Here is an 18198-nt window from a genome sequence, read left to right on the forward strand (position 1 = left end):
ACGGGGGTGGCCGGTCGAGTCTGCACCCTACCGGCCACCCCCGGCAATCAGGCCTTCACCACCGCCGCGGTCACCTTCGTACCGTCGCCGACCGTGCCCGCGAAGCCGTCGCCCGCCGGGCCGTAGGTCACCGACGTCGCCAGCGTCTCCGACGCGAGGAACTCCTCGTGCCGCTGCGCCGCCGCCACGACATCGGCAGGCGCGTCGACCGTCAGCGCGATCCGGTCGGCGACGTCGAGCCCGGCGTCCCGGCGGGCCTGCTGCACGACGCGGACCAGGTCGCGGACCAGGCCCTCGGCCGCCAGCTCCGGCGTCACCTCGGTGTCGATCAGGACCAGCCCGGACCCGCCGGGCAGCTCCGCCGCCGCGCCACCGCCCTTGGCGACCAGCCGCCGCTCGAATTCGCCCTCGTGCAGCGCGATGCCGGCCGCGACGACGGCGCCGCCCCGGAACGACCAGTCGCCCGCCTTGACCGCCTTGATCACCGTCTGGACGTCCTTGCCCAGGCGCGGGCCGGCGGCGCGGGCGTTCACCGCGACCTCGAACCCGCCGTGCGCGGCGACGTCGGTGGTCAGCTCGACCTCCTTGACGTTCACCTCGTCCCGCAGGATGTCGGCGAACGGCGCCATCGAGTCGGCGTCGGCGGCCGCCACGACCAGCGAAGACAGCGGCAGCCGCACGCGCAGCTTGTTCGACTTCCGCAGCGACAGCGCCGACGACGCCACCTGCCGCACCCGGTCCATCGCGGTGACCAGCGCCGCGTCCGCGGGCAGGTCGTTCGCGTTCGGCCAGTCGGTCAGGTGCACCGAGCGGCCGCCGGTGAGGCCGCGCCAGACCACCTCGGTGGTCAGCGGCAGCAGCGGCGCGGCCACCCGCGACGTCACCTCGAGCACGGTGTGCAGCGTGTCGATCGCGTCCTTGTCGCCCGCCCAGAAGCGGTCCCGCGAGCGGCGCACGTACCAGTTCGTCAGGACCTCGAGGAAGTCCCGCACGGTCTGGCACGCGCCGGCGACGTCGTAGCTGTCCATCGCGTACTCGACGTCGGTGACCAGTTCGTGCGTCTTCGCCAGGACGTACCGGTCGAGCACGTTCGGCGAGTCCGTGCGCCACCGGCCGTCCACGCCCTCGGCGTTCGCGTACAGCGCGAGGAAGTAGTACGAGTTCCACAGCGGCAGCACGGCCTGGCGGACGGCGTCGCGGATGCCCTTGTCGGTGACGACGAGGTTGCCGCCGCGCAGGATCGGGCTCGCCATCAGGTACCAGCGCATGGCGTCGGAGCCGTCGCGCTCGAAGACCTCGTTGACGTCCGGGTAGTTGCGCAGCGACTTGGACATCTTCGCGCCGTCCGAGCCCAGCACGATGCCGTGCGAGACGCAGGTGCGGAACGCCGGCCGGTCGAACAGCGCCGTCGCGAGCACGTGCAGCAGGTAGAACCAGCCGCGGGTCTGCCCGATGTACTCGACGATGAAGTCGCTCGGGTAGTGGTGCTCGAACCACTCGGCGTTCTCGAACGGGTAGTGCACCTGGGCGTACGGCATCGAACCCGAGTCGAACCAGACGTCGAGGACGTCCGGGACGCGGCGCATCGTGGACTCACCCGACGGGTCGTCCGGGTTCGGCCGGGTCAGCTCGTCGATGTAGGGCCGGTGCAGGTTGTCCAGCCGCACGCCGAAGTCGGCCTCCAGCTCGTCGAGCGAGCCGTAGACGTCGGTGCGCGGGTAGGCCGGGTCGTCGGACTGCCACACCGGGATCGGCGTGCCGAAGTACCGGTTGCGGGAGATCGACCAGTCGATGGCGTTCTCCAGCCACTTCCCGAACTGGCCGTCCTTGACGTTCTCCGGGTACCAGGTGATCTGCTGGTTCAGCTCGACCATCCGGTCCTTGAACTGCGTCACCGCGACGAACCACGACGACACCGCGCGGTAGATCAGCGGGTTGCGGCAGCGCCAGCAGTGCGGGTACGAGTGGTCGTAGGTTTCGTGCCGCAGCAGCAAAGCACCCTGCTGCGCCGCGGAACCCGTGCCGTTCTTGAGGTCCCGCACGATGTTCGGGTTGGCGTCGAAGACCTGCTGACCCTCGTAGTCCGGCACGGTCGCGTCGAACTTGCCGTGCGCGTCGACCGGCGTCACCGGCGGGATGCCGGCGGCGTCGGTGACGAGCTTGTCGTCGGCGCCGTACGCGGGTGCGATGTGGACGATCCCGGTGCCGTCGTCGGTGGTGACGTAGTCGGCGGCCAGCACCTGGTGCGCGTTCTCGGTGCCGGTGAAGTACGGGAACGGGGGCGCGTAACGGGTTCCGAGCAGCTGCGCGCCGGTGTAGTGCGCGACGATCGCCGGCTCTTCGCCGAGTTCACGTGCGTACGCGGCCACCCGCGCTTCGGCGAGCAAGAACCGCTTGCCTTCGCTCTCCACGACGACGTACTGCACTTCGGGGTGCACGGCGGTGGCGAGGTTGGACGGCAGCGTCCACGGCGTCGTCGTCCAGATCAGCAGGTAGGTGCCGTCGAGCTCGTTCCCGTTGCCCTGCAAGCGGAAACCGACCGTGACGGCCGGGTCCTGGCGGTTGCGGTAGACGTCGGAGTCCATGCCCAGCTCGTGGTTGGACAGCGGCGTCGCGTCGCGCCAGCAGTACGGCAGGACGCGGTAGCCCTCGTAGACGAGTCCCTTGTCCCACAGGCGTTTGAACGCCCAGAGCACCGACTCCATGTAGGTGACGTCGAGGGTCTTGTAGTCGTTGTCGAAGTCGACCCAGCGAGCCTGGCGGGTGACGTACTCGCGCCACTCGTCGGTGTAGCGGAGGACGGACTCCTGCGAAGCCGCGTTGAACTTCGCGATGCCCATCTCTTCGATCTCGGACGTCTCGGTGATGCCGAGCTGGCGCATGGCCTCGAGCTCGGCGGGCAGGCCGTGGGTGTCCCAGCCGAACCGGCGCTCGACCTTGCGGCCCTTCATCGTCTGGTAGCGCGGCACCAGGTCCTTGACGTACCCGGTGAGCAGGTGGCCGTAGTGCGGCAGGCCGTTGGCGAACGGCGGGCCGTCGTAGAAGACGTACTCGTTGTCGCCGTGTTCGCCCGTGGGGCGCGCGTCGATGCTCGCCTGGAACGTCCGGTCCGTCTCCCAGTAGGCGAGGACCTGCTTCTCCAGTGCGGGGAACGACGGCTGGGACGGAACTCCTGCGCCGTCGTCGAGCTGGGCCTGGGGGTACATCCGGGTGCTCCTCGGTTCGTCGCTCACGTACGGACGACCGGCTCCCGCACCGGTCACCCACACGGGGACGAAACGCCTGGCGGCGCACCGCGGTACCACCCCGCTTGCCCGGCGTCGTGCTCTCCGGGCCGCTCGTTCGACGGCTGTCACGGGCCGCACCCGTCCGGTTCTACTGCGAGCTCACGCTCGGTTCTTCCGGAGGCTCCCCGGTGATGGCCGGATCGACGCCGTGTTGCCCACCAGGTTAACCGGCCCGCGCAACCGGGTTGTCACGAGGGGCACCCTGGACACCCACCTCGGCCGGGCCGATCTCGCCCCTTGACGCCGTGTCAGCGGTGGGCGGCCACCAGGGTCGCGTTGGGGCGGCAGCGGTCGCAGGGGGTGAAGCCGAGCTGGCGGGCCTCGCCCACGCCGATCGGGATCGTGTCGCGGGTGCCGACCCAGCCGCACGTCCGCAGGTGGTAGCGCGGGTGCTCGTCGACCACCACGACCTCGTCCTCGAGGTCGGCCAGGACGGCGGCGTCGGCCTCCGGGGTCTCTTCCTCCCCCGGGTCGGCGTCGTCCGTCGTTTCGGCCTCGGCTGAAGCGTCGGCCGGAGCATCGGCGGGGGCGGGCTCGGGGGTGTCGGCCGGGTCACCCAGGTCACCGGAGGCCGGGATCAGGGTGGTCTGTTCTTCTTCGGCCGGTTTTTCCGGCTCCGGGGCGGAGCCGTCCGGCGCAACGGGAGCATCAGATGTGACAGGAGCGACAGAAGCCTCGGGATTCACCCGATCGGTGGGCCGGCGACGGCGGCGCAGCCAGTCCGCGACCAGGATCAACCCGGCCAGCACCGAAAGGCCGATGGAAACCCACGCCCACAGCGAAGAAGCGGTGATCAGCGCCGTGACGAGCAACCCCAGAGCCGCCAGTACCAGGACCAGCACGATGTAGAGCACGCTGAATTACAACACGAACCACCCGGGAGCGGACCACGACCCGCCCACGGGTGGTACCGGATCGACTCCGAACCGTGGTTCACCCCACCGGCGGACGTCGGTGGGGTGAACCCGGAGCGGAAACTCAGCCTGCTTCGGCCCGCGGGCCGAACGAGTAGCCCTGGCCGCCGCTCGTCGAACCGGACGACTGCCCGGAGTTCGAAGAGGCCGACGCGGGGGCCGCGGAACCGCGGTCGTCGAGCTCGCGCAGCTGGGATTCGAGGAACCCGCGCAGCCTCGTGCGGTACTCCCGCTCGATCGTGCGCAGCTCTTCGATCTTCTTGCCCAGCCCGCTCTTCTCGGAGTTGAGGCTGTTCATCGTCTCGGTGTACTTCCGCTGCGACTCGCGCTCCAGCGTCGTCGCCTTGTCGCGCGCCTGGCGCTCCAGCGTCTCCGCCCGGGTCCGCGCGTCGTTCAGCATCGTGTCGACCCGGGTGCGGGCCTCGTTGACCATCGAGTCGGACTTCGCCCGGGCGTCCGAGAGCAGCTGCTCGGACTTGGTGCGGGCCTCGGCCAGCATCCCGTCGGACTCGGTCTTCGCCTCGGCGGTCAGCCGGTCCGCCATCTCCTGGGCCAGGCCCAGGACCTTGGCGGCCTGCACGTTCGGCTCGGTGCTGTCGGCGACCATCGAGTGCGCCTGGGTCTGCTCCATGGCGGACTGCGGCGGCGGCACCGGCGCCAAGCGCCGGGACGGCTCTTCACGCATCGGGGGCGCACCGACGTTCGCCTTGGCGTTTTCGAGCTCGCTACGAGTCGACTCGAGCTCGGCGTCGAGCTGCTCCATCTGCTGGCGCAGCTCGTTGTTGTCCTCGATCAACCGGGCAAGCTCGGTCTCCACCAGGTCGAGGAACGCGTCCACCTCGTCCTCGTTGTAGCCCCTCTTGCCGATGGGCGGCTTGCTGAACGCAACGTTATGCACGTCAGCGGGGGTCAACGACATCAGATCACCTCACGCACTCCATGGCCTGCAGGGTCCACCCAAGTTTCCCCGATCAACTTGGAGTCGCCAGTTGCATCGCGAAGAACACAACCAACAGCAGCACCATAATCGACAAGTCCAGTCCGACGCCGCCGATTCGAACCATCGGAATGATCCGTCTGAACAACCGAACCGGCGGGTCCGTCACTGTGTAGATGGTCTCGAGCGTGACCGCAACCCCTCCGGCCGGATGCCACTCACGGGCGAAGGTCCGGACGAGTTCGACCACGATCCGCGCCGTGAGCAGCAGCCAGAAGGCGAACAGCACGTACCAGACGACCAGCCACACAGCTTCCACATGCCTACTCTAACCGGGCGTCCTCTCGGAAGACGCAGTTGAGGGGGTCGACCCCTGATCGGGTCGACAAAGTCACGTCTGCTTGCGCTCAGCGGTCCGAGCGACTTCAGCCCCGCAAAAACAATCCGCCCTCGGCAATCCGCCGGCGGTCTTCCGCCGTGACGTCCACATCGGGCGGTGAGAGAAGGAACACCTTGTTGGTGACCTTGTCCATCGACCCGCGGAGCGCGAACGCCAGCCCGGCGGCGAAGTCGACGAGCCGCTTCGCGTCCGCGTTCTCCATCTCGGTGAGGTTCATGATCACCGGGATGCCCTCGCGGTAGTGCTCCCCGATCGCGCGCGCCTCCGCGTAACTGGTCGGGTGCAGAGTGGTGATCCGGCTCAACGGGTCACGCACCGGCTGGCGCACGACCGGCTCGGTGACCGGTCGCAGGCGCGCCACGGGCTCCGGCTGCCGGTCCATCGCGAGCGCGCCGTGGACTGCAGGCTCCGAGCCGGCCACGGAGCGTGACCGGCTGCGGGTGACGGGCTCGTCGTACGTGTCGTCGACGTCGCGGTACCGTGAGCGCGGCGGCCGAGGAGCCGGCTCCTCGTAGGAGTCGTAGTCGTCGTCGTAGCCGCGCCGGTAGTCGTCCTCGACGTCGTAGCCGTCATCGTCAGCGGGCACCATCCCGAAGTAGGCCTTCAGCTTCTGCAGCGCGCTCATGCCTCTCCCTAGCCCTAGCCGCTCCCGCACCAACGCATGTCCACGCCGTCAGTGCCCCGCGCGGGCGGATACGAAACGTGACGACCGCGCGAGCTCCCTACGGCGAGGCTAAACCGCGTCCACCGAGCAGCGCGGTTCCGACACGCACACACGTCGAGCCGTGCGTGATCGCCTGCTCGAGATCATGGCTCATCCCGGCGGAGACTTCCGTGGCATTCGGGTGATCTTTTCGGAGTCCCTCCGCTGCCCGGGCGAGCCGCTCGAAGGCGGCGGCGGGATCGGCGCCCAGCGGGGCGACGGCCATCAGGCCGCGAAGCCGCAGCTCTTCCGCGTGCGCGACGCGGTCGGCGAGGGCGGCCAGCTCGGCGAGCGGACAGCCGCCGCGCCCGGGGGCGTCGTCGAGGCTGACCTGGATCAGCACGTCGAGGGGTTCGTCACGTTTGCCGGCGTCCCGCGCGGATACGACCGCCTTCGCGAGCGCGTCGGCCAGCCGCGCGGAGTCGAGGGACTGCACTTGGTGTGCCCACCCGACCACGGACCGCGCCTTGTTCCGCTGCAGCCGGCCGACCATGTGCCACCGCAGCCCGGTGACTTCGGCAGCTTTCGGGCCGGCCTCCTGGTCGCGGTTCTCGCCGGCATCCGTGACGCCGAGCTCGGCCAGCAGCGCGGCGTCGGACGCGGGGAAGGTCTTCGTGATCGCGATCAGCTTGACCTCCTCGCGGGCGCGCCCGGCGGCCCGGCAGGCGTCGGCGATCCGCTCCTCGACCTCGGCCAGGTTCTCGGCCAGCTCGGCCTTGCGGTCGGCGGCGCTCATGCTTCGACCCAGGTGATGCCCGCGATCCGCCCGGTGGTCCCGTCGCGGCGGTAGCTGAAGAGCGTTTTGTCCTCGTTCGTGCACCGCGGGTCGACGCCGATCTTGCCGACGCCGAGGTCGGCGAGCTGCCGCCAGAGCCCGGCGCGCAGGTCGAGGCCGGGGGTGCCCGAGCGGGTCTTGCAGGCGCTGCCCGGGACGTGCTTCTCGACGTCGGCGGCCATCGCGGCCGGGACCTCGTAGCAGTCGCCGCAGATGGCCGGGCCGAGCAGGGCTTCGATCCGGTGCGGCTCGGCACCCACCTCGCGCATGGCGGCGACGGCGGCCGGGACGACGCCGACCCGCGTGCCGACCCGCCCGGCGTGCACCGCCGAGACCACCCCGGCCTCGGCGTCGGCCAGCATGATCGGCACGCAGTCGGCGACGAGCACCACGAGCGCGACCCCCGGGGTCGCGGTCACCAGGGCGTCGGTCGCCTCCGCCGCGCGGATCTCCGAGCCGTCGACGATCGTCGCCGTGCGGCCGTGGACCTGCTCCATCCAAGCCAGCTTGTCCTCGGTCAGGCCCAGCTCGGCGGCCAGGCGCTTGCGGTTGGCGTAGACGTTCCCCTCGTCGTCGCCGACGTGGTCACCCAGGTTGAAGGTGTCGTAGGGCGGCCGTGACGCGCCGCCCGCCCTGGTCGTGACCACTCGCCGAACCCGCATGTGCCCCATCCTTCCAAAGCCGTGAATGCCACCTTGAGGGACGTGACGTCCCTCAAGGTGGCATTCACGGACTTGAGCCGCGGGAGTCGCTAGCGCCGCATGAACGGCGGAACGTCGACCTCGTCGTCCGACGGGTCGTCGTGCACCGGCATCGCGCGCCCGGGCAGGCTGCCCTGGGTCGCGTTGGAGCCGAGCGGCGAGTAGCCGCGCGAACCGCCGCCGGGCTGCGGGAGCCCGCCGGACGGCTGGTTGCCCGTGGCCGACGGCAGCGGCGAGTGCGACCGCGGCGGCGCCACCGGGTAGCCGGAGCTGCCCGCCGACGGGACCGGGGTGGCACCCGACGGCGGCGTCTGCTGGTTCGAGACCTGCCCGGCCGAGGCCGACGCCGTGGTCGAGGACGCGCGGGCGCCGGAGCCGAACATCGACGGGTCCAGCTTCTTGTGCGTCGGCGCGCCGGCGTCGAACCCGGCGGCGATCACCGTGACGCGGACCTCGTCGCCGAGCGAGTCGTCGATGATCGTGCCGAAGATGATGTTGGCGTCCGGGTGCGCGGACTCCTGCACCAGCGACGCGGCCTCGTTGATCTCGAACAGGCCCAGGTCGGAGCCGCCCGCGATGGACAGCAGCGCGCCGTGGGCGCCGTCCATCGACGCCTCCAGCAGCGGCGAGTTGATCGCCTTCTCCGCGGCCTGGATGGCCCGGCCCTCGCCGCGCGCCGAGCCGATGCCCATCAGCGCGGAGCCCGCGCCGGACATGACGCTCTTGACGTCGGCGAAGTCGAGGTTGATCAGGCCCGGGGTGGTGATCAGGTCGGTGATGCCCTGGACACCGGACAGCAGCACCTCGTCCGCGGAGCGGAACGCGTCCATCAGCGACACGCCGATGTCGCCGAGCTGCAGCAGCCGGTCGTTCGGGATCACGATCAGCGTGTCGCACTCGTTGCGCAGCGCTTGGATGCCGTCTTCGGCCTGCTTGCCGCGGCGCTTGCCCTCGAAGGTGAACGGGCGGGTCACGACGCCGATGGTCAGCGCGCCCAGCTTGCGGGCGATCTGCGCCACGACGGGCGCGCCACCGGTGCCGGTACCGCCACCCTCGCCCGCGGTCACGAACACCATGTCGGCGCCCTTGATGACCTCTTCGATCTCTTCGCGGTGGTCTTCGGCGGCCCGCTGGCCGACCTCCGGGGCGGCGCCCGCGCCGAGGCCACGGGTCAGCTCGCGGCCGATGTCCAGCTTGACGTCGGCGTCGGACATGAGCAGTGCTTGGGCGTCGGTGTTCACCGCGATGAACTCGACGCCCTTGAGGCCGACCTCGATCATGCGGTTCACGGCGTTCACGCCGCCACCGCCGATGCCGACCACCTTGATCACCGCAAGGTAGTTGTGCGGGGGCGTCATCGAAGTCCGCCTTCCTGATCGTTGTGCCCGTACAGCCCGCCGGCCGTGATCACTCTCAACCTCAACCCCAGATTGAGAGTTATGTCAACTGCCGACGTTAGGCAGGACGGTAGGCACCAGGCACGCTCTAATCCAGTAGGCACGCCGTGTGTCGCAAAGGTGTTTTGCCACAACACGTTCGAGCGCGCAAGAGCAGGGAGCCCGGAACACCGCCCCGGACCGGTCTGCTATGGGGCGGGATCAGGCCGGCACGGGCATGCTCATCAGGACCTCCGTGGGCGTCCCGGTGGGCGAGCCGCCGGGCGGTTCGACGCTCACCGCGAGCTTGTCGGCGCGGCCCACGCCGTCCGCCACGACCAGGCCACCGCCGCCGGCCGCGGCGATCACCCCGGCGGGGCGCGGCGCGTCCGAGCCGGTGATCAGCCAGGCCTCGTACACCTTGCCCGGCTGCGACGGCAGCCCGGCGTCCATCACCATCACGCGGTCCTGCGACCGCGACAGGACGACCGTCACCCCGCCGCCGATCGGCGCCTCGCCGTGCACGGTCTTCGCGTCCGGGGCGGCGAGCAGCGCCGTCACCGGGGCGTACTGCTGCCTGGCCTGGTCGAGCCGGCTCTGCGCGGTCCGCAGCTCCTGCTGCTGGTTCAGCGCGATCCCGCCGAACACCCCGCCCGCGGCGAGCCCGGCGACGGCGGCCGCGGCCGACACGACGACCGCCCAGCGCGGGGCCCGCGCCGAGCGGCGGTGCCGGTCGGGCGCGCCGGGCCGGGTCCGCGGCGGCAGCTGGCGGGTGGCGTGCATGGCGGTCATGACGCGGTCCTTGAACTCCGGCGGCGGCTCCTCGGCCATCGCCGCGCCCAGCCGGGCCGCGGTCGCGCGCAGCTCGGCGACCTCCTGCGCGCACGAGTCGCACTGCTCGAGGTGGCGGGCGAACTCCGCCCGCTCGACGTCGGACACCGCGTCGAGGGCGAAGGCGCCGGCCAGGGTGTGCATCTCCGGCGTGCTCAAGCGGTCACCCCCAGGCAGTCCCGCAGGCGGATCAGCCCGTCCCGCAGCCGCGTCTTGATGGTGCCTTGCGGCGTCGACAGCACTTCGGCCACCTCGCGATACGTATAGCCCTGGTAGTAGGCGAGCAGCACGGACTCGCGCTGCAGATCGGTCAGGAAGGACAGGCACCGGCGCACCTGGGAACGTTCGAGCCGCGCCGCGACGGACTCGGCGACCTCGTCGAACGGGCGGCCGCGGGCGGCTTCGAAGGTCGCCTTCTGCTCCCGCTCGGTGCTGGCGCGCGCCGAGCGGACGCGGTCGACCGCGCGGCGGTGCGCCAGCGTCATCGCCCAGTTCAGCGCCGAGCCCTTGTCCGGCGCGTACCGCGTCGCGGTCCGCCACAGCTCGACGAGCACCTCTTGGGCGACCTCTTCGGACTGGGCCGCGTCGCGCACGATCCGCCGGACGAGCCCGAAGATCGGCCCGGCGAGCTGGTCGTAGAGCAGCTCGAAGGCCCGCTCGTCCCCCTTGGCGACGCGCACCATGAGTTCTTCCGACGACGGCCCGGCGGGTCCGTCTTCGGAGGGCACCGGAGCGATGTGGCGCGGGCGGGCCGGCTCATCCATGCAGCTGTCCTCCGGCGTTCTGCGGGGTGCGTGGCACGACCGCGGCCTTCCGCAGCCACAGCGTGACGCCGTGGCGGCGGATCAGCGCGGACACCCGCTGCGGGAGCAGCGGCCGGGCCAGGACGAGCCGGGCCAGCCACCGCGGGTTCACCGGGCGGCGAACTCCCCGCAGCGTAGCGACCAGCGGCGTGGCCGTCCCCCGGCGCAACGCCACCGTGAGGTCGAGCAGCGCCCCCGGGTGCGGCAGGCACATCCGGTACTCGCCGTCCATCTCCTGGAACGGCGAGACGTAGAACGCCTTGGCCGCGCGGGCGCGGCCGGCCTCGTCCGGGTGCAGCAGGTAGGCGTGGCGGCCGCCGTAGGTGTTGTGCACCTCGGCGACGACACAGGCGAGGCGGCCGTCCGGGTCGTGGCACCAGTAGACGCTGATGGGGTTGAACGCGTACCCGAGCACGCGCGCGGCGGCCAGCATCACGACCCGGCCGCCGCGCAGGTCGACGCCGCGCTCGGCGAGCCACGCGTCCAGCTTCTGCCGGATGCCGCGCGGGTCACCGGCCGCGAAGTGGTCGCGCCGGTCGAACCGCGCGAGCGGCCGCAGCCACCACGGCAGCCGCGGGAGATCGGCCAGGTCGACCCGCCACAGGTACACGCGGTGGACGAACGCGTGCGGCGGATCGATCCGGCGCACGTGCGCGACCGTGGCGTCGTAGAGCGCGTTCGTCACCACGTCACCCCCAGGCTCCCGGCGGCGCGGGCGCCCGAGGAACAGCCGTCTTCGTGGAAGCCCCAGCCGTGGTAGGCGCCCGCGTAGGCGAGCACGCCGTCGTTGAGTTCGGGCAGCCGTCGTTGCGCGGCAACGGATTCCGGCGTGTAGACCGGGTGCTCGTACCGCATCCGCGCGATCAGGTGCTCCGGGCCGGGACCGTCGCCGGGGTTGAGCGTGACGACGTAGCCGGTCGGCTCGTCGAGCCGCATCAGGCGGTTCATGTCGTAGCTGACCTGCACCGCGCCGGTGGGCGCGCCGCAGGCGGGAGCGCGGTAGTTCCACCCGGCCCTGGCGCGGGTCAGCGAGGGCAGCACCCGGGTGTCGGTGTGCAGCCAGGCTTCGTTGGCCGAATACCGGAACGCGCCGAGCACCTCGCGCTCGGCGGCGGTCGGCTCGGCCAGCAGCGACAGGGCCTGGTCGGCGTGGGTGGCGAGGACGACCTTGCCGACCCGGTGCGGCGTGTCGGCGTCGTCGCGGATCTCGGCGCCGCCCGCGGTCCGCAGCACCGACCGCACCGGCGTCGACAGGTGGACGGCGGTGAGCTGCTTCGCGGCGCGTTCGACGTACTCGCGGGAACCGCCGGCGACGGTCCGCCAGGACGGCGAGTTCCGCACCGAGAGCATGCCGTGGTTGCGGAGGAACTCGAACAGGTACCGCGCCGGGTACCGCAGGGTGTCGGTGCGGTCGGCCGACCAGACCGTGGACACCAGCGGCAGCATGAAGTGGTCGACGAAGTAGCGGGTGTAGCCGCCGACGGCGAGGAACGCGCCGAGCGTGAGGCCCCCGGCGTCCTTCGCCGCCAGCAGCCGCTTCGCGTGCCGGTGGAACCGCTTCACCTCGGTCAGCATCCGCAGGTACCGGCCACGGAAGGCGTTGCCACGCTGGGCGAACAGCCCGGCCACGCCCTTGGCGCCGGCGTACTGCAGGCCGCAGCCGTCACAGCGGACGCTCATCGACATCTCGGTGTCGCGGGTCCGCACCCCCAGCTCGGCGAACAGCTTCAGCAGCGTCGGATAGGTCCGCTCGTTGTGGACGATGAAGCCGGAATCCACACCGGTGGTGCCACCCCGCGAGCTCGGCACGTCGTGCGTGTGCGCGTGCCCGCCCAGGCGATCGTCGGCCTCGAACAGCAGCACTTCGTACTTGCGTTGCAGCAGGTAAGCCGCGGTCAGCCCGGCCACCCCGCTGCCGATGACGCCGATGCGTTCTCCGGTGATCTCCACACCGGTGCTTCGGGACCGCGGTCCGGCCGGATTGCCGCGGCGGCCGACCAATCCGCGGCGTCGCGCGGCGCGAATCCCGGACATGCCGTACAGCACCGCGCACCGTCTCGCCTCGTTCGCCGGGAAGCTCCTCGGCGGGCCGCTCCCGGTCGGCCTGCGGACCTGGGACGGAACCCGCGCCGGCCCGGTGGACGCGCCCACCGTCGTGCTGCGCAACCGCCGCGCCCTGCGCCGCCTGCTCTACGCCCCGGGCGAACTGGGGCTCGCCCGGGCCTACGTCACCGGGGACCTCGACGTCGAAGGAGACCTGGCGGACGGCTTCCGCCGGATCCGGGCCCTCACCCGCACAGGCGCGCCCGACCGGGTCGGACTGGGGCCGCGCGAGTGGGCGGAGGCCGTCAAGCTGGCCGCCCGGCTCGGCGTCGCCGGGCTCCCGCCGAAGCCGCCGGCCGAAGAGGCCCGGTTGTCCGGGAAGCTGCACAGCCTCCGGCGCGACCGGTCCGCCATCGCCCACCACTACGACCTCGGCAACGCCTTCTACCAGCTGCTGCTGGACGAGTCGATGGCCTACTCCAGCGCGTACTTCACGTCCGGCTCGTCGAGCCTCGCGCAGGCCCAGCACGACAAGCTGGAGCTCATCTGCCGCAAGCTCGGACTGCGGCCGGGCATGCGGCTGCTGGACATCGGCTGCGGCTGGGGCGCCCTGCTCGTCCACGCGGCGAAGCACCACGGCGTCGAGGCCGTCGGCATCACGCTGTCGGCCGAGCAGCTGCAGCACGTCCGCGGCCGGCTCGCGCAGCACGACCTGGGCAACCGCGTCGAGGTGCGCCGCCAGGACTACCGGGAGCTGCCGGACCCGCCGTTCGACGCGGTCGCGTCGATCGAGATGGGCGAGCACGTCGGCGAGCTCAACTACCCGGCGTACGCGGCGACGCTGCACCGCATGGTGAAGCCGGGCGGGCGCGTGCTGCTCCAGCAGATGGCCCGGGGGAACGTCGCTCCGGGCGGCGGCGCGTTCATCGAGCGCTACATCGCCCCGGACATGACCATGCGCCCGGTGGGCCGGACCGTCGGGCACCTGGAGGCGGCCGGGCTCGAGGTGCGGGACGTGCACGCGCTGCGCGAGCACTACGTGTGGACGGTCCGGGCCTGGGCCGACACCCTGGAGGAGAACTGGGCCGACGTCGTCGCGCTCATCGGCGAGACGGGCGCGCGGGTCTGGCGGCTGTACCTGGTGGGCGGGGCGCTGGCGTTCGAGGAGAACCGGATGGGCGTGGACCAGATCCTGGCCGTGCGGCCGCGCGCCGACGGCTCGAGCGGCATGCCCGCGACGCGGGACTGGTCCTGATGCCGCAGTTGCTCGTCACGGCCGCCGCCACGCTCGTGGCGGTGGTCGTGACCTTCGCGATCGCGCGGGCGCGCAAGCGGTACGACACGATCGACACGTTCTGGGGGCTCGGCTTCGCGATCGTCGCACTCGTGGCGTTCCCGCTCGGGGACGGCCCGCTGTCGCTGCGGCTCGTGGTCGTCGTCTTGGCGGTGGTCTGGGGCGTGCGGCTCTCCGTGCACCTGCACCTGCGCAACCACAAGCTGCCGGAGGACCCGAGGTACGCGCGGATGGGTTCGGGGCCGCTGCGGATGTTCGTCCGCGTGTACCTGTTCCAGGCCGTGGTGCTGTACTTCGTTTCGCTGCCGGTGCAGTTCGCGGTGGACGGCACCGGGTTCGGCGTCCTGGGTTGGCTCGGCGTCGCCGTCTGGGCGATCGGGTTCGGGTTCGAGACGGTCGGCGACGAGCAGCTGCGCCGGTTCAAGGCCGATCCGGGCCATCGCGGTCGCGTGCTGGACACCGGGCTGTGGCGGTACACGCGGCACCCGAACTACTTCGGCGACGCGTGCGTGTGGTGGGGCCTCTACCTGCTGGCCTGCTCGATGTGGCCGGGCGCGGCGACCATCCTCTCCCCCGTGGCGATGACTTTCACCCTCGTCCGCGGGACCGGAAAACCGATGCTGGAAAAGGGCATGGCACGAACGCGCCCGGCGTACGCGCACTACGTCGAGCGGACCAGCGGGTTCTTCCCGTTGCCGCCCAAGAAGGTCACTCTCCGGTGAGGCCGTCGGTCAGCTCGCGCAGCACGTCGAGGTGGCCGACGTGCCGCGCGGTCTCCTCGATCATGTGCGTGAGGACCCAGCGGACGTTGAAGGTCTCGTCCTTGTGCGTCACCTCGTCCGACAGGTCGTGAGCGGCAGTGATTTCGCGGCTGCGGGCGCACTGCTTTTCGTAGCCGGCGAGGAGCTGCTCGACCGACGTGCCGGGCGGAACGCGGAACTCCGCGTCCGGGTCCTGCTCGAGCTTCTCCTCCCAGGTGTCCTCCTCACCGTCGACCACCACGCCGAACCAGAACCATTCGTTGAGCGTGAGGTGGGCGACCAGGCCGGCGACGGTGGTCAGCTCGCTGGGCAGGTGGACGCGCCGGGCCTGCTCGTCGGTCAGCCCGCCGCACTTCCAGGCGACCGTCGCGCGGTGGTAGTCGAGGAGGCTGGTGCTGATCTCCCGCTCGTCGCCGGTGAGCGGGACCTTCGGGCGCTGCGGTCGTGGGGTCATGGCCGGAACTCTGCCAGCAGGGTCCGACAATTTCCGACAAATACCTTGCGCGCGATGTAATTGCGGGCTAGGTTCAGGAGCGTGCCGGATGAGTTCCTCTTGGACGAGCAAGCCTGCTTCGCGCTCTACGCGGCGTCGCGCGCGGTGACGGACACGTACCGTCCCCTGCTGGGCGAGCTGGGCCTCACCTACCCGCAGTACCTGGTGCTGCTGGTGCTGTGGGAGTCCGACGCCCGGCCGGTCAAGGAGATCGGCGAGGCGCTGCACCTGGACTACGGCACGCTTTCCCCACTGCTCAAGCGACTCGAGGCCAACGGGCTGGTGACGCGGACGCGCTTGCCCGCGGACGAACGCACGGTGGTGATCAGCCTGACCGACGAGGGCCGGGCGGCGCGCACGCGCGCCGCGGGCGTCCCGTCGGCGATCGGCTGCGCACTGGGCCTCGACGAAACCGAGCGGCGGCAACTGATCGACACCCTGCGACGGCTGACGGCGTCGGCCGCCGCGTACTCATCTGGAGGCTTCGATGCCCAGCCGTGACGCGACCACCCACTGGACCGGCGGACTGCAGAACGGGAAGGGCGAGGTCACGCTCGACTCGTCCAACGCCGGCACGTTCTCCGTCTCGTTCCCGACCCGCGCGGGCAACCCGGACGGCCAGACGAGCCCCGAGGAGCTCATCGCGGCGGCGCACTCGTCCTGCCTGGCGATGAACCTGTCGGGCGTGCTGGAGTCCCAGAACCTCACGGCGGACTCGATCGACGTGAGCGCCGAAGTCACGCTCGGCCCGGCCAAGGGCGGCGGCTTCGAGATCAGCGGCATCGCGATCACCCTGCGGGCTTCGATCCCGGGCGTGTCGGCGGAGCAGTTCGCGGAGTACGCGGAGACGGCGGAGAAGACGTGCCCGGTGTCGAAGGCGCTGGCCGGGACGACGATCACCATGGACGCGGCCCTCGCCTGAGCCCACCCACGAACGCCAAGGTGGCCTTGGTTGCGCCCGACGCAACCAAGGCCACCTTGGGGCGCTAGCCGCGGGCCCCATCCTTGGCTCGATAAGTCGACTTCTTCGCCTGGTTGCCGCAGATCTCCATCGAGCACCACCGCCGCGTCCCCGGCCGGGACGTGTCCAGGAACAACGCCCCGCAATGAGCCCCCGCACACCGCCGGACCCTCGCGAACTCCGGCGACGTCACCAGCTCCAGCGCGTCCCGGGCCAGCAGGGCCAGCATCGCCGACGCCGGATCCGGCGCCTGCCAGCGCAGTTCTCCCGACGGCGTCAGCGAAGGCGCAGGCACCGGCAGCGCCGCGAAGCGGTTCAGCCGCTGCCGCGACAAGGGGCGCAGCGAACCGGTGAGCAGCTCGTGGATCGCCTCGCGCAACGCCTGCGCGTCACGGACCGAAGCGGGCCGCACCGGGGACGAGAACGGTCCCAGCTGGTCGATCCACGCCCCCCACGCCGCCGCGTCCGGGAGTTCCTCCGACTCCGCCGGCGTGCCCCGGTACCGCAGCGTCCGGATGAAGTCGAGGCACAGCCGACCCGCGCCCGCGCGGAATCTGTCCGTCATACGGGTCACCGTACGCCGGAACCGGTTTGACTGGTACCGTCGGGAACCGATCAAACCGGTTCCACGATCCTGGGGGCGCGATGACCGAGACCAAGCAAGAGGCGCCGCCGGGGTGGCTCGTGCTGCTGCTGGCCGTCTCTTGTGGACTGACCGTCGCCAACCTCTACTACGCCCAGCCGCTGCTCGCCGAGCTGCGGCAGACCTTCGGCGTCGGGGAGGCCGCCGCCGGCGGGGTCGTCACCGCCACCCAGATCGGGTACGCCGCCGGGATGCTGCTGCTCGTGCCGCTCGGCGACCGGCTCGAGAACCGCGGCCTCGTCGCGACGCTGCTCGCGGTCGCCTGCGCCGGCCTGGTCGTCACCGGGGTCGCGCCCGGGTTCGCCGTGCTGCTGATCGCCTCCCTCGCCGTCGGCGCGGCGTCGGTCGTCGTGCAGATCCTCATCCCGTTCGCCGCCGACATCTCGCCCGACGACATCCGCGGGCGGATCGTCGGCCGGGTCGTGAGCGGGTTGCTCTTCGGCATCCTGCTCTCCCGCGTCGTCGCCAGCCTGCTCGCCGAAGTGACCAGCTGGCGCGTCGTGTTCCTGATCTCGGCGGGGGCGATGGCGGGGCTCGCCGTCGTGCTGCGGTTCATCCTGCCCCGTCGCGCACCGAAGACCGACGTCCGCTACGGCCGGTTGATCCGCTCCACCTTCGCCATGGCGCGGAAACACCCGCCGCTGCGCCACCGCGCCCTCTACCAGTCGGCGATGTTCGGCGCGTTCAGCGCGTTCTGGACGACCATCGCCTTCGTCCTGACCGCGCCGCCCTTCAACTACTCCCAGCTGGGCGTGGGGCTCTTCGCGCTGGCCGGAGCCGCCGGTGCCGCGGTGGCGCCGCTGGCCGGGCGGTGGTCGGACCACGGCCACGGCCGGCCGCTCACCGCGGGCGCCTTCGTGCTCTGCGCCGCCGCCTTCGCCCTCGCCGGGTTCGGCGCGCACAGCGTCGTCCTGCTGGCGATCGCCGCGATCGCCGTCGACACGGCCGTGCAGACCACGCTGGTGGTCGGGCAGCACACGATCTACCAGCTCGACCCGTCGGCCCGCGCCCGGATCAACAGCGTCTACCTGGGCACGTTCTTCATCGGTGGCGCGATCGGCTCGCAGGCGGGCTCGGTCGCCTACCACCTCGGCGGCTGGACGGCGGTCGTCGTGTTCGCCGGCGTGCTCCCGCTGCTCGGCCTGGCCGGGATGGCTCGCACGCGCGTCTGAACCGCCGCTCGACGGTGGGGTGGCTCGGTTCGCGTCGGGTGCTCGCCGGCGAGCTCGGTGGCCAGGCGGTTGACGTCGTCGTAGTTGCCGTCGATGGCGATGAG

General features: G+C 71.3%; 19 protein-coding genes. 5 read left to right on the plus strand and 14 right to left on the minus strand.

The window, feature by feature from the left end; genetic code table 11:
- Positions 1-47: 47 nt before the first annotated feature.
- The 12 genes from ileS to AB0M80_RS42210 form a co-directional block, all read right to left on the minus strand.
- Positions 48-3206 carry an isoleucine--tRNA ligase gene (ileS, locus tag AB0M80_RS42155; RefSeq protein ID WP_364576161.1) on the minus strand — a complete coding sequence of 1053 codons (3159 nt, stop codon included), beginning with the start codon at positions 3204-3206 and terminating at the stop codon, positions 48-50.
- A gap of 329 nt (positions 3207-3535) precedes the next feature.
- Positions 3536-4141, minus strand: a complete 606-nt coding sequence (locus AB0M80_RS42160; protein ID WP_364576162.1) for a hypothetical protein — start codon at positions 4139-4141, stop codon at positions 3536-3538.
- 124 nt (positions 4142-4265) lie between these two features.
- Positions 4266-5120 (minus strand): DivIVA domain-containing protein, encoded by an 855-nt coding sequence (locus tag AB0M80_RS42165; RefSeq protein WP_364576163.1) that lies wholly within the window; start codon positions 5118-5120, stop codon positions 4266-4268.
- Between the two features lie 52 nt (positions 5121-5172).
- Positions 5173-5448 carry a YggT family protein gene (locus tag AB0M80_RS42170; RefSeq protein WP_013224824.1) on the minus strand — a complete coding sequence of 92 codons (276 nt, stop codon included), beginning with the start codon at positions 5446-5448 and terminating at the stop codon, positions 5173-5175.
- A gap of 115 nt (positions 5449-5563) precedes the next feature.
- On the minus strand, positions 5564-6163 hold the full coding sequence (gene sepF, locus AB0M80_RS42175) for a cell division protein SepF (protein ID WP_364576164.1): 600 nt from the start codon (positions 6161-6163) through the stop codon (positions 5564-5566).
- A 97-nt stretch (positions 6164-6260) separates the two neighbouring features.
- On the minus strand, positions 6261-6977 hold the full coding sequence (locus AB0M80_RS42180; protein ID WP_364576165.1) for a YggS family pyridoxal phosphate-dependent enzyme: 717 nt from the start codon (positions 6975-6977) through the stop codon (positions 6261-6263).
- Positions 6974-7678: a peptidoglycan editing factor PgeF gene (pgeF, locus tag AB0M80_RS42185; RefSeq protein ID WP_364576166.1), complete on the minus strand. Its 705-nt coding sequence runs from the start codon at positions 7676-7678 to the stop codon at positions 6974-6976. The genes AB0M80_RS42180 and pgeF overlap by 4 nt, the downstream gene beginning before the upstream one ends.
- 89 nt (positions 7679-7767) lie before the next feature.
- On the minus strand, positions 7768-9075 hold the full coding sequence (gene ftsZ, locus AB0M80_RS42190; RefSeq protein ID WP_364576167.1) for a cell division protein FtsZ: 1308 nt from the start codon (positions 9073-9075) through the stop codon (positions 7768-7770).
- Positions 9076-9315: 240 nt separating this feature from the next.
- Positions 9316-10068 (minus strand): anti-sigma factor, encoded by a 753-nt coding sequence (locus AB0M80_RS42195; protein WP_364576178.1) that lies wholly within the window; start codon positions 10066-10068, stop codon positions 9316-9318.
- A gap of 11 nt (positions 10069-10079) precedes the next feature.
- Positions 10080-10688, minus strand: a complete 609-nt coding sequence (gene sigK, locus AB0M80_RS42200) for an ECF RNA polymerase sigma factor SigK (RefSeq protein WP_364576168.1) — start codon at positions 10686-10688, stop codon at positions 10080-10082.
- Positions 10681-11415, minus strand: a complete 735-nt coding sequence (locus AB0M80_RS42205) for a DUF1365 domain-containing protein (RefSeq protein WP_364576169.1) — start codon at positions 11413-11415, stop codon at positions 10681-10683. The genes sigK and AB0M80_RS42205 overlap by 8 nt, the downstream gene beginning before the upstream one ends.
- On the minus strand, positions 11409-12677 hold the full coding sequence (locus AB0M80_RS42210) for an FAD-dependent oxidoreductase (RefSeq protein WP_364576170.1): 1269 nt from the start codon (positions 12675-12677) through the stop codon (positions 11409-11411). The genes AB0M80_RS42205 and AB0M80_RS42210 overlap by 7 nt, the downstream gene beginning before the upstream one ends.
- Positions 12678-12759: 82 nt before the next feature.
- Here AB0M80_RS42210 and AB0M80_RS42215 point away from each other — a divergent pair, with 82 nt between their 5' ends.
- Positions 12760-14025 (plus strand): cyclopropane-fatty-acyl-phospholipid synthase family protein, encoded by a 1266-nt coding sequence (locus tag AB0M80_RS42215; protein ID WP_364576171.1) that lies wholly within the window; start codon positions 12760-12762, stop codon positions 14023-14025.
- Positions 14025-14786 (plus strand): DUF1295 domain-containing protein, encoded by a 762-nt coding sequence (locus AB0M80_RS42220; RefSeq protein ID WP_364576172.1) that lies wholly within the window; start codon positions 14025-14027, stop codon positions 14784-14786. The genes AB0M80_RS42215 and AB0M80_RS42220 overlap by 1 nt, the downstream gene beginning before the upstream one ends.
- On the opposite strand, the gene AB0M80_RS42225 is transcribed toward AB0M80_RS42220, so the two are convergent.
- Complete coding sequence (locus tag AB0M80_RS42225; RefSeq protein ID WP_364576173.1) at positions 14773-15279, minus strand: DinB family protein; 507 nt, start codon at positions 15277-15279, stop codon at positions 14773-14775. The two genes, AB0M80_RS42220 and AB0M80_RS42225, sit on opposite strands and share 14 nt — an antisense overlap.
- 81 nt (positions 15280-15360) lie before the next feature.
- Here AB0M80_RS42225 and AB0M80_RS42230 point away from each other — a divergent pair, with 81 nt between their 5' ends.
- Together AB0M80_RS42230 and AB0M80_RS42235 are read left to right on the plus strand one after the other, a co-directional pair.
- Positions 15361-15819: a MarR family transcriptional regulator gene (locus AB0M80_RS42230; protein WP_364576174.1), complete on the plus strand. Its 459-nt coding sequence runs from the start codon at positions 15361-15363 to the stop codon at positions 15817-15819.
- Positions 15806-16240 carry an OsmC family peroxiredoxin gene (locus AB0M80_RS42235; RefSeq protein ID WP_364576175.1) on the plus strand — a complete coding sequence of 145 codons (435 nt, stop codon included), beginning with the start codon at positions 15806-15808 and terminating at the stop codon, positions 16238-16240. The genes AB0M80_RS42230 and AB0M80_RS42235 overlap by 14 nt, the downstream gene beginning before the upstream one ends.
- A 64-nt stretch (positions 16241-16304) precedes the next feature.
- Here the strand turns inward: AB0M80_RS42235 and AB0M80_RS42240 are convergent, their stop codons facing one another.
- Positions 16305-16844: an ABATE domain-containing protein gene (locus AB0M80_RS42240; RefSeq protein WP_364576176.1), complete on the minus strand. Its 540-nt coding sequence runs from the start codon at positions 16842-16844 to the stop codon at positions 16305-16307.
- An 80-nt stretch (positions 16845-16924) separates the two neighbouring features.
- On the opposite strand from AB0M80_RS42240, the gene AB0M80_RS42245 reads away from it, so the two are divergent.
- Positions 16925-18094, plus strand: coding sequence for an MFS transporter (locus AB0M80_RS42245; protein ID WP_364576177.1), 1170 nt, complete (start codon positions 16925-16927; stop codon positions 18092-18094).
- Positions 18095-18198: the final 104 nt, after the last annotated feature.

It is taken from the genome of Amycolatopsis sp. NPDC051045 (genome assembly GCF_040682955.1).
GTDB lineage: Bacteria > Actinomycetota > Actinomycetes > Mycobacteriales > Pseudonocardiaceae > Amycolatopsis.

Coding starts and splice junctions, on each gene's coding strand:
- ileS (WP_364576161.1), bottom strand. CDS start 3,206: ATGTACCCCCAGGCCCAGCTCGACGACGGCGCAGGAGTTCCGTCCCAG.
- AB0M80_RS42165 (WP_364576163.1), bottom strand. CDS start 5,120: ATGTCGTTGACCCCCGCTGACGTGCATAACGTTGCGTTCAGCAAGCCG.
- sepF (WP_364576164.1), bottom strand. CDS start 6,163: ATGAGCGCGCTGCAGAAGCTGAAGGCCTACTTCGGGATGGTGCCCGCT.
- AB0M80_RS42180 (WP_364576165.1), bottom strand. CDS start 6,977: ATGAGCGCCGCCGACCGCAAGGCCGAGCTGGCCGAGAACCTGGCCGAG.
- pgeF (WP_364576166.1), bottom strand. CDS start 7,678: ATGCGGGTTCGGCGAGTGGTCACGACCAGGGCGGGCGGCGCGTCACGG.
- ftsZ (WP_364576167.1), bottom strand. CDS start 9,075: ATGACGCCCCCGCACAACTACCTTGCGGTGATCAAGGTGGTCGGCATC.
- AB0M80_RS42195 (WP_364576178.1), bottom strand. CDS start 10,068: ATGCACACCCTGGCCGGCGCCTTCGCCCTCGACGCGGTGTCCGACGTC.
- sigK (WP_364576168.1), bottom strand. CDS start 10,688: ATGGATGAGCCGGCCCGCCCGCGCCACATCGCTCCGGTGCCCTCCGAA.
- AB0M80_RS42215 (WP_364576171.1), top strand. CDS start 12,760: ATGCCGTACAGCACCGCGCACCGTCTCGCCTCGTTCGCCGGGAAGCTC.
- AB0M80_RS42220 (WP_364576172.1), top strand. CDS start 14,025: ATGCCGCAGTTGCTCGTCACGGCCGCCGCCACGCTCGTGGCGGTGGTC.
- AB0M80_RS42225 (WP_364576173.1), bottom strand. CDS start 15,279: ATGACCCCACGACCGCAGCGCCCGAAGGTCCCGCTCACCGGCGACGAG.
- AB0M80_RS42235 (WP_364576175.1), top strand. CDS start 15,806: ATGCCCAGCCGTGACGCGACCACCCACTGGACCGGCGGACTGCAGAAC.
- AB0M80_RS42240 (WP_364576176.1), bottom strand. CDS start 16,844: ATGACGGACAGATTCCGCGCGGGCGCGGGTCGGCTGTGCCTCGACTTC.
- AB0M80_RS42245 (WP_364576177.1), top strand. CDS start 16,925: ATGACCGAGACCAAGCAAGAGGCGCCGCCGGGGTGGCTCGTGCTGCTG.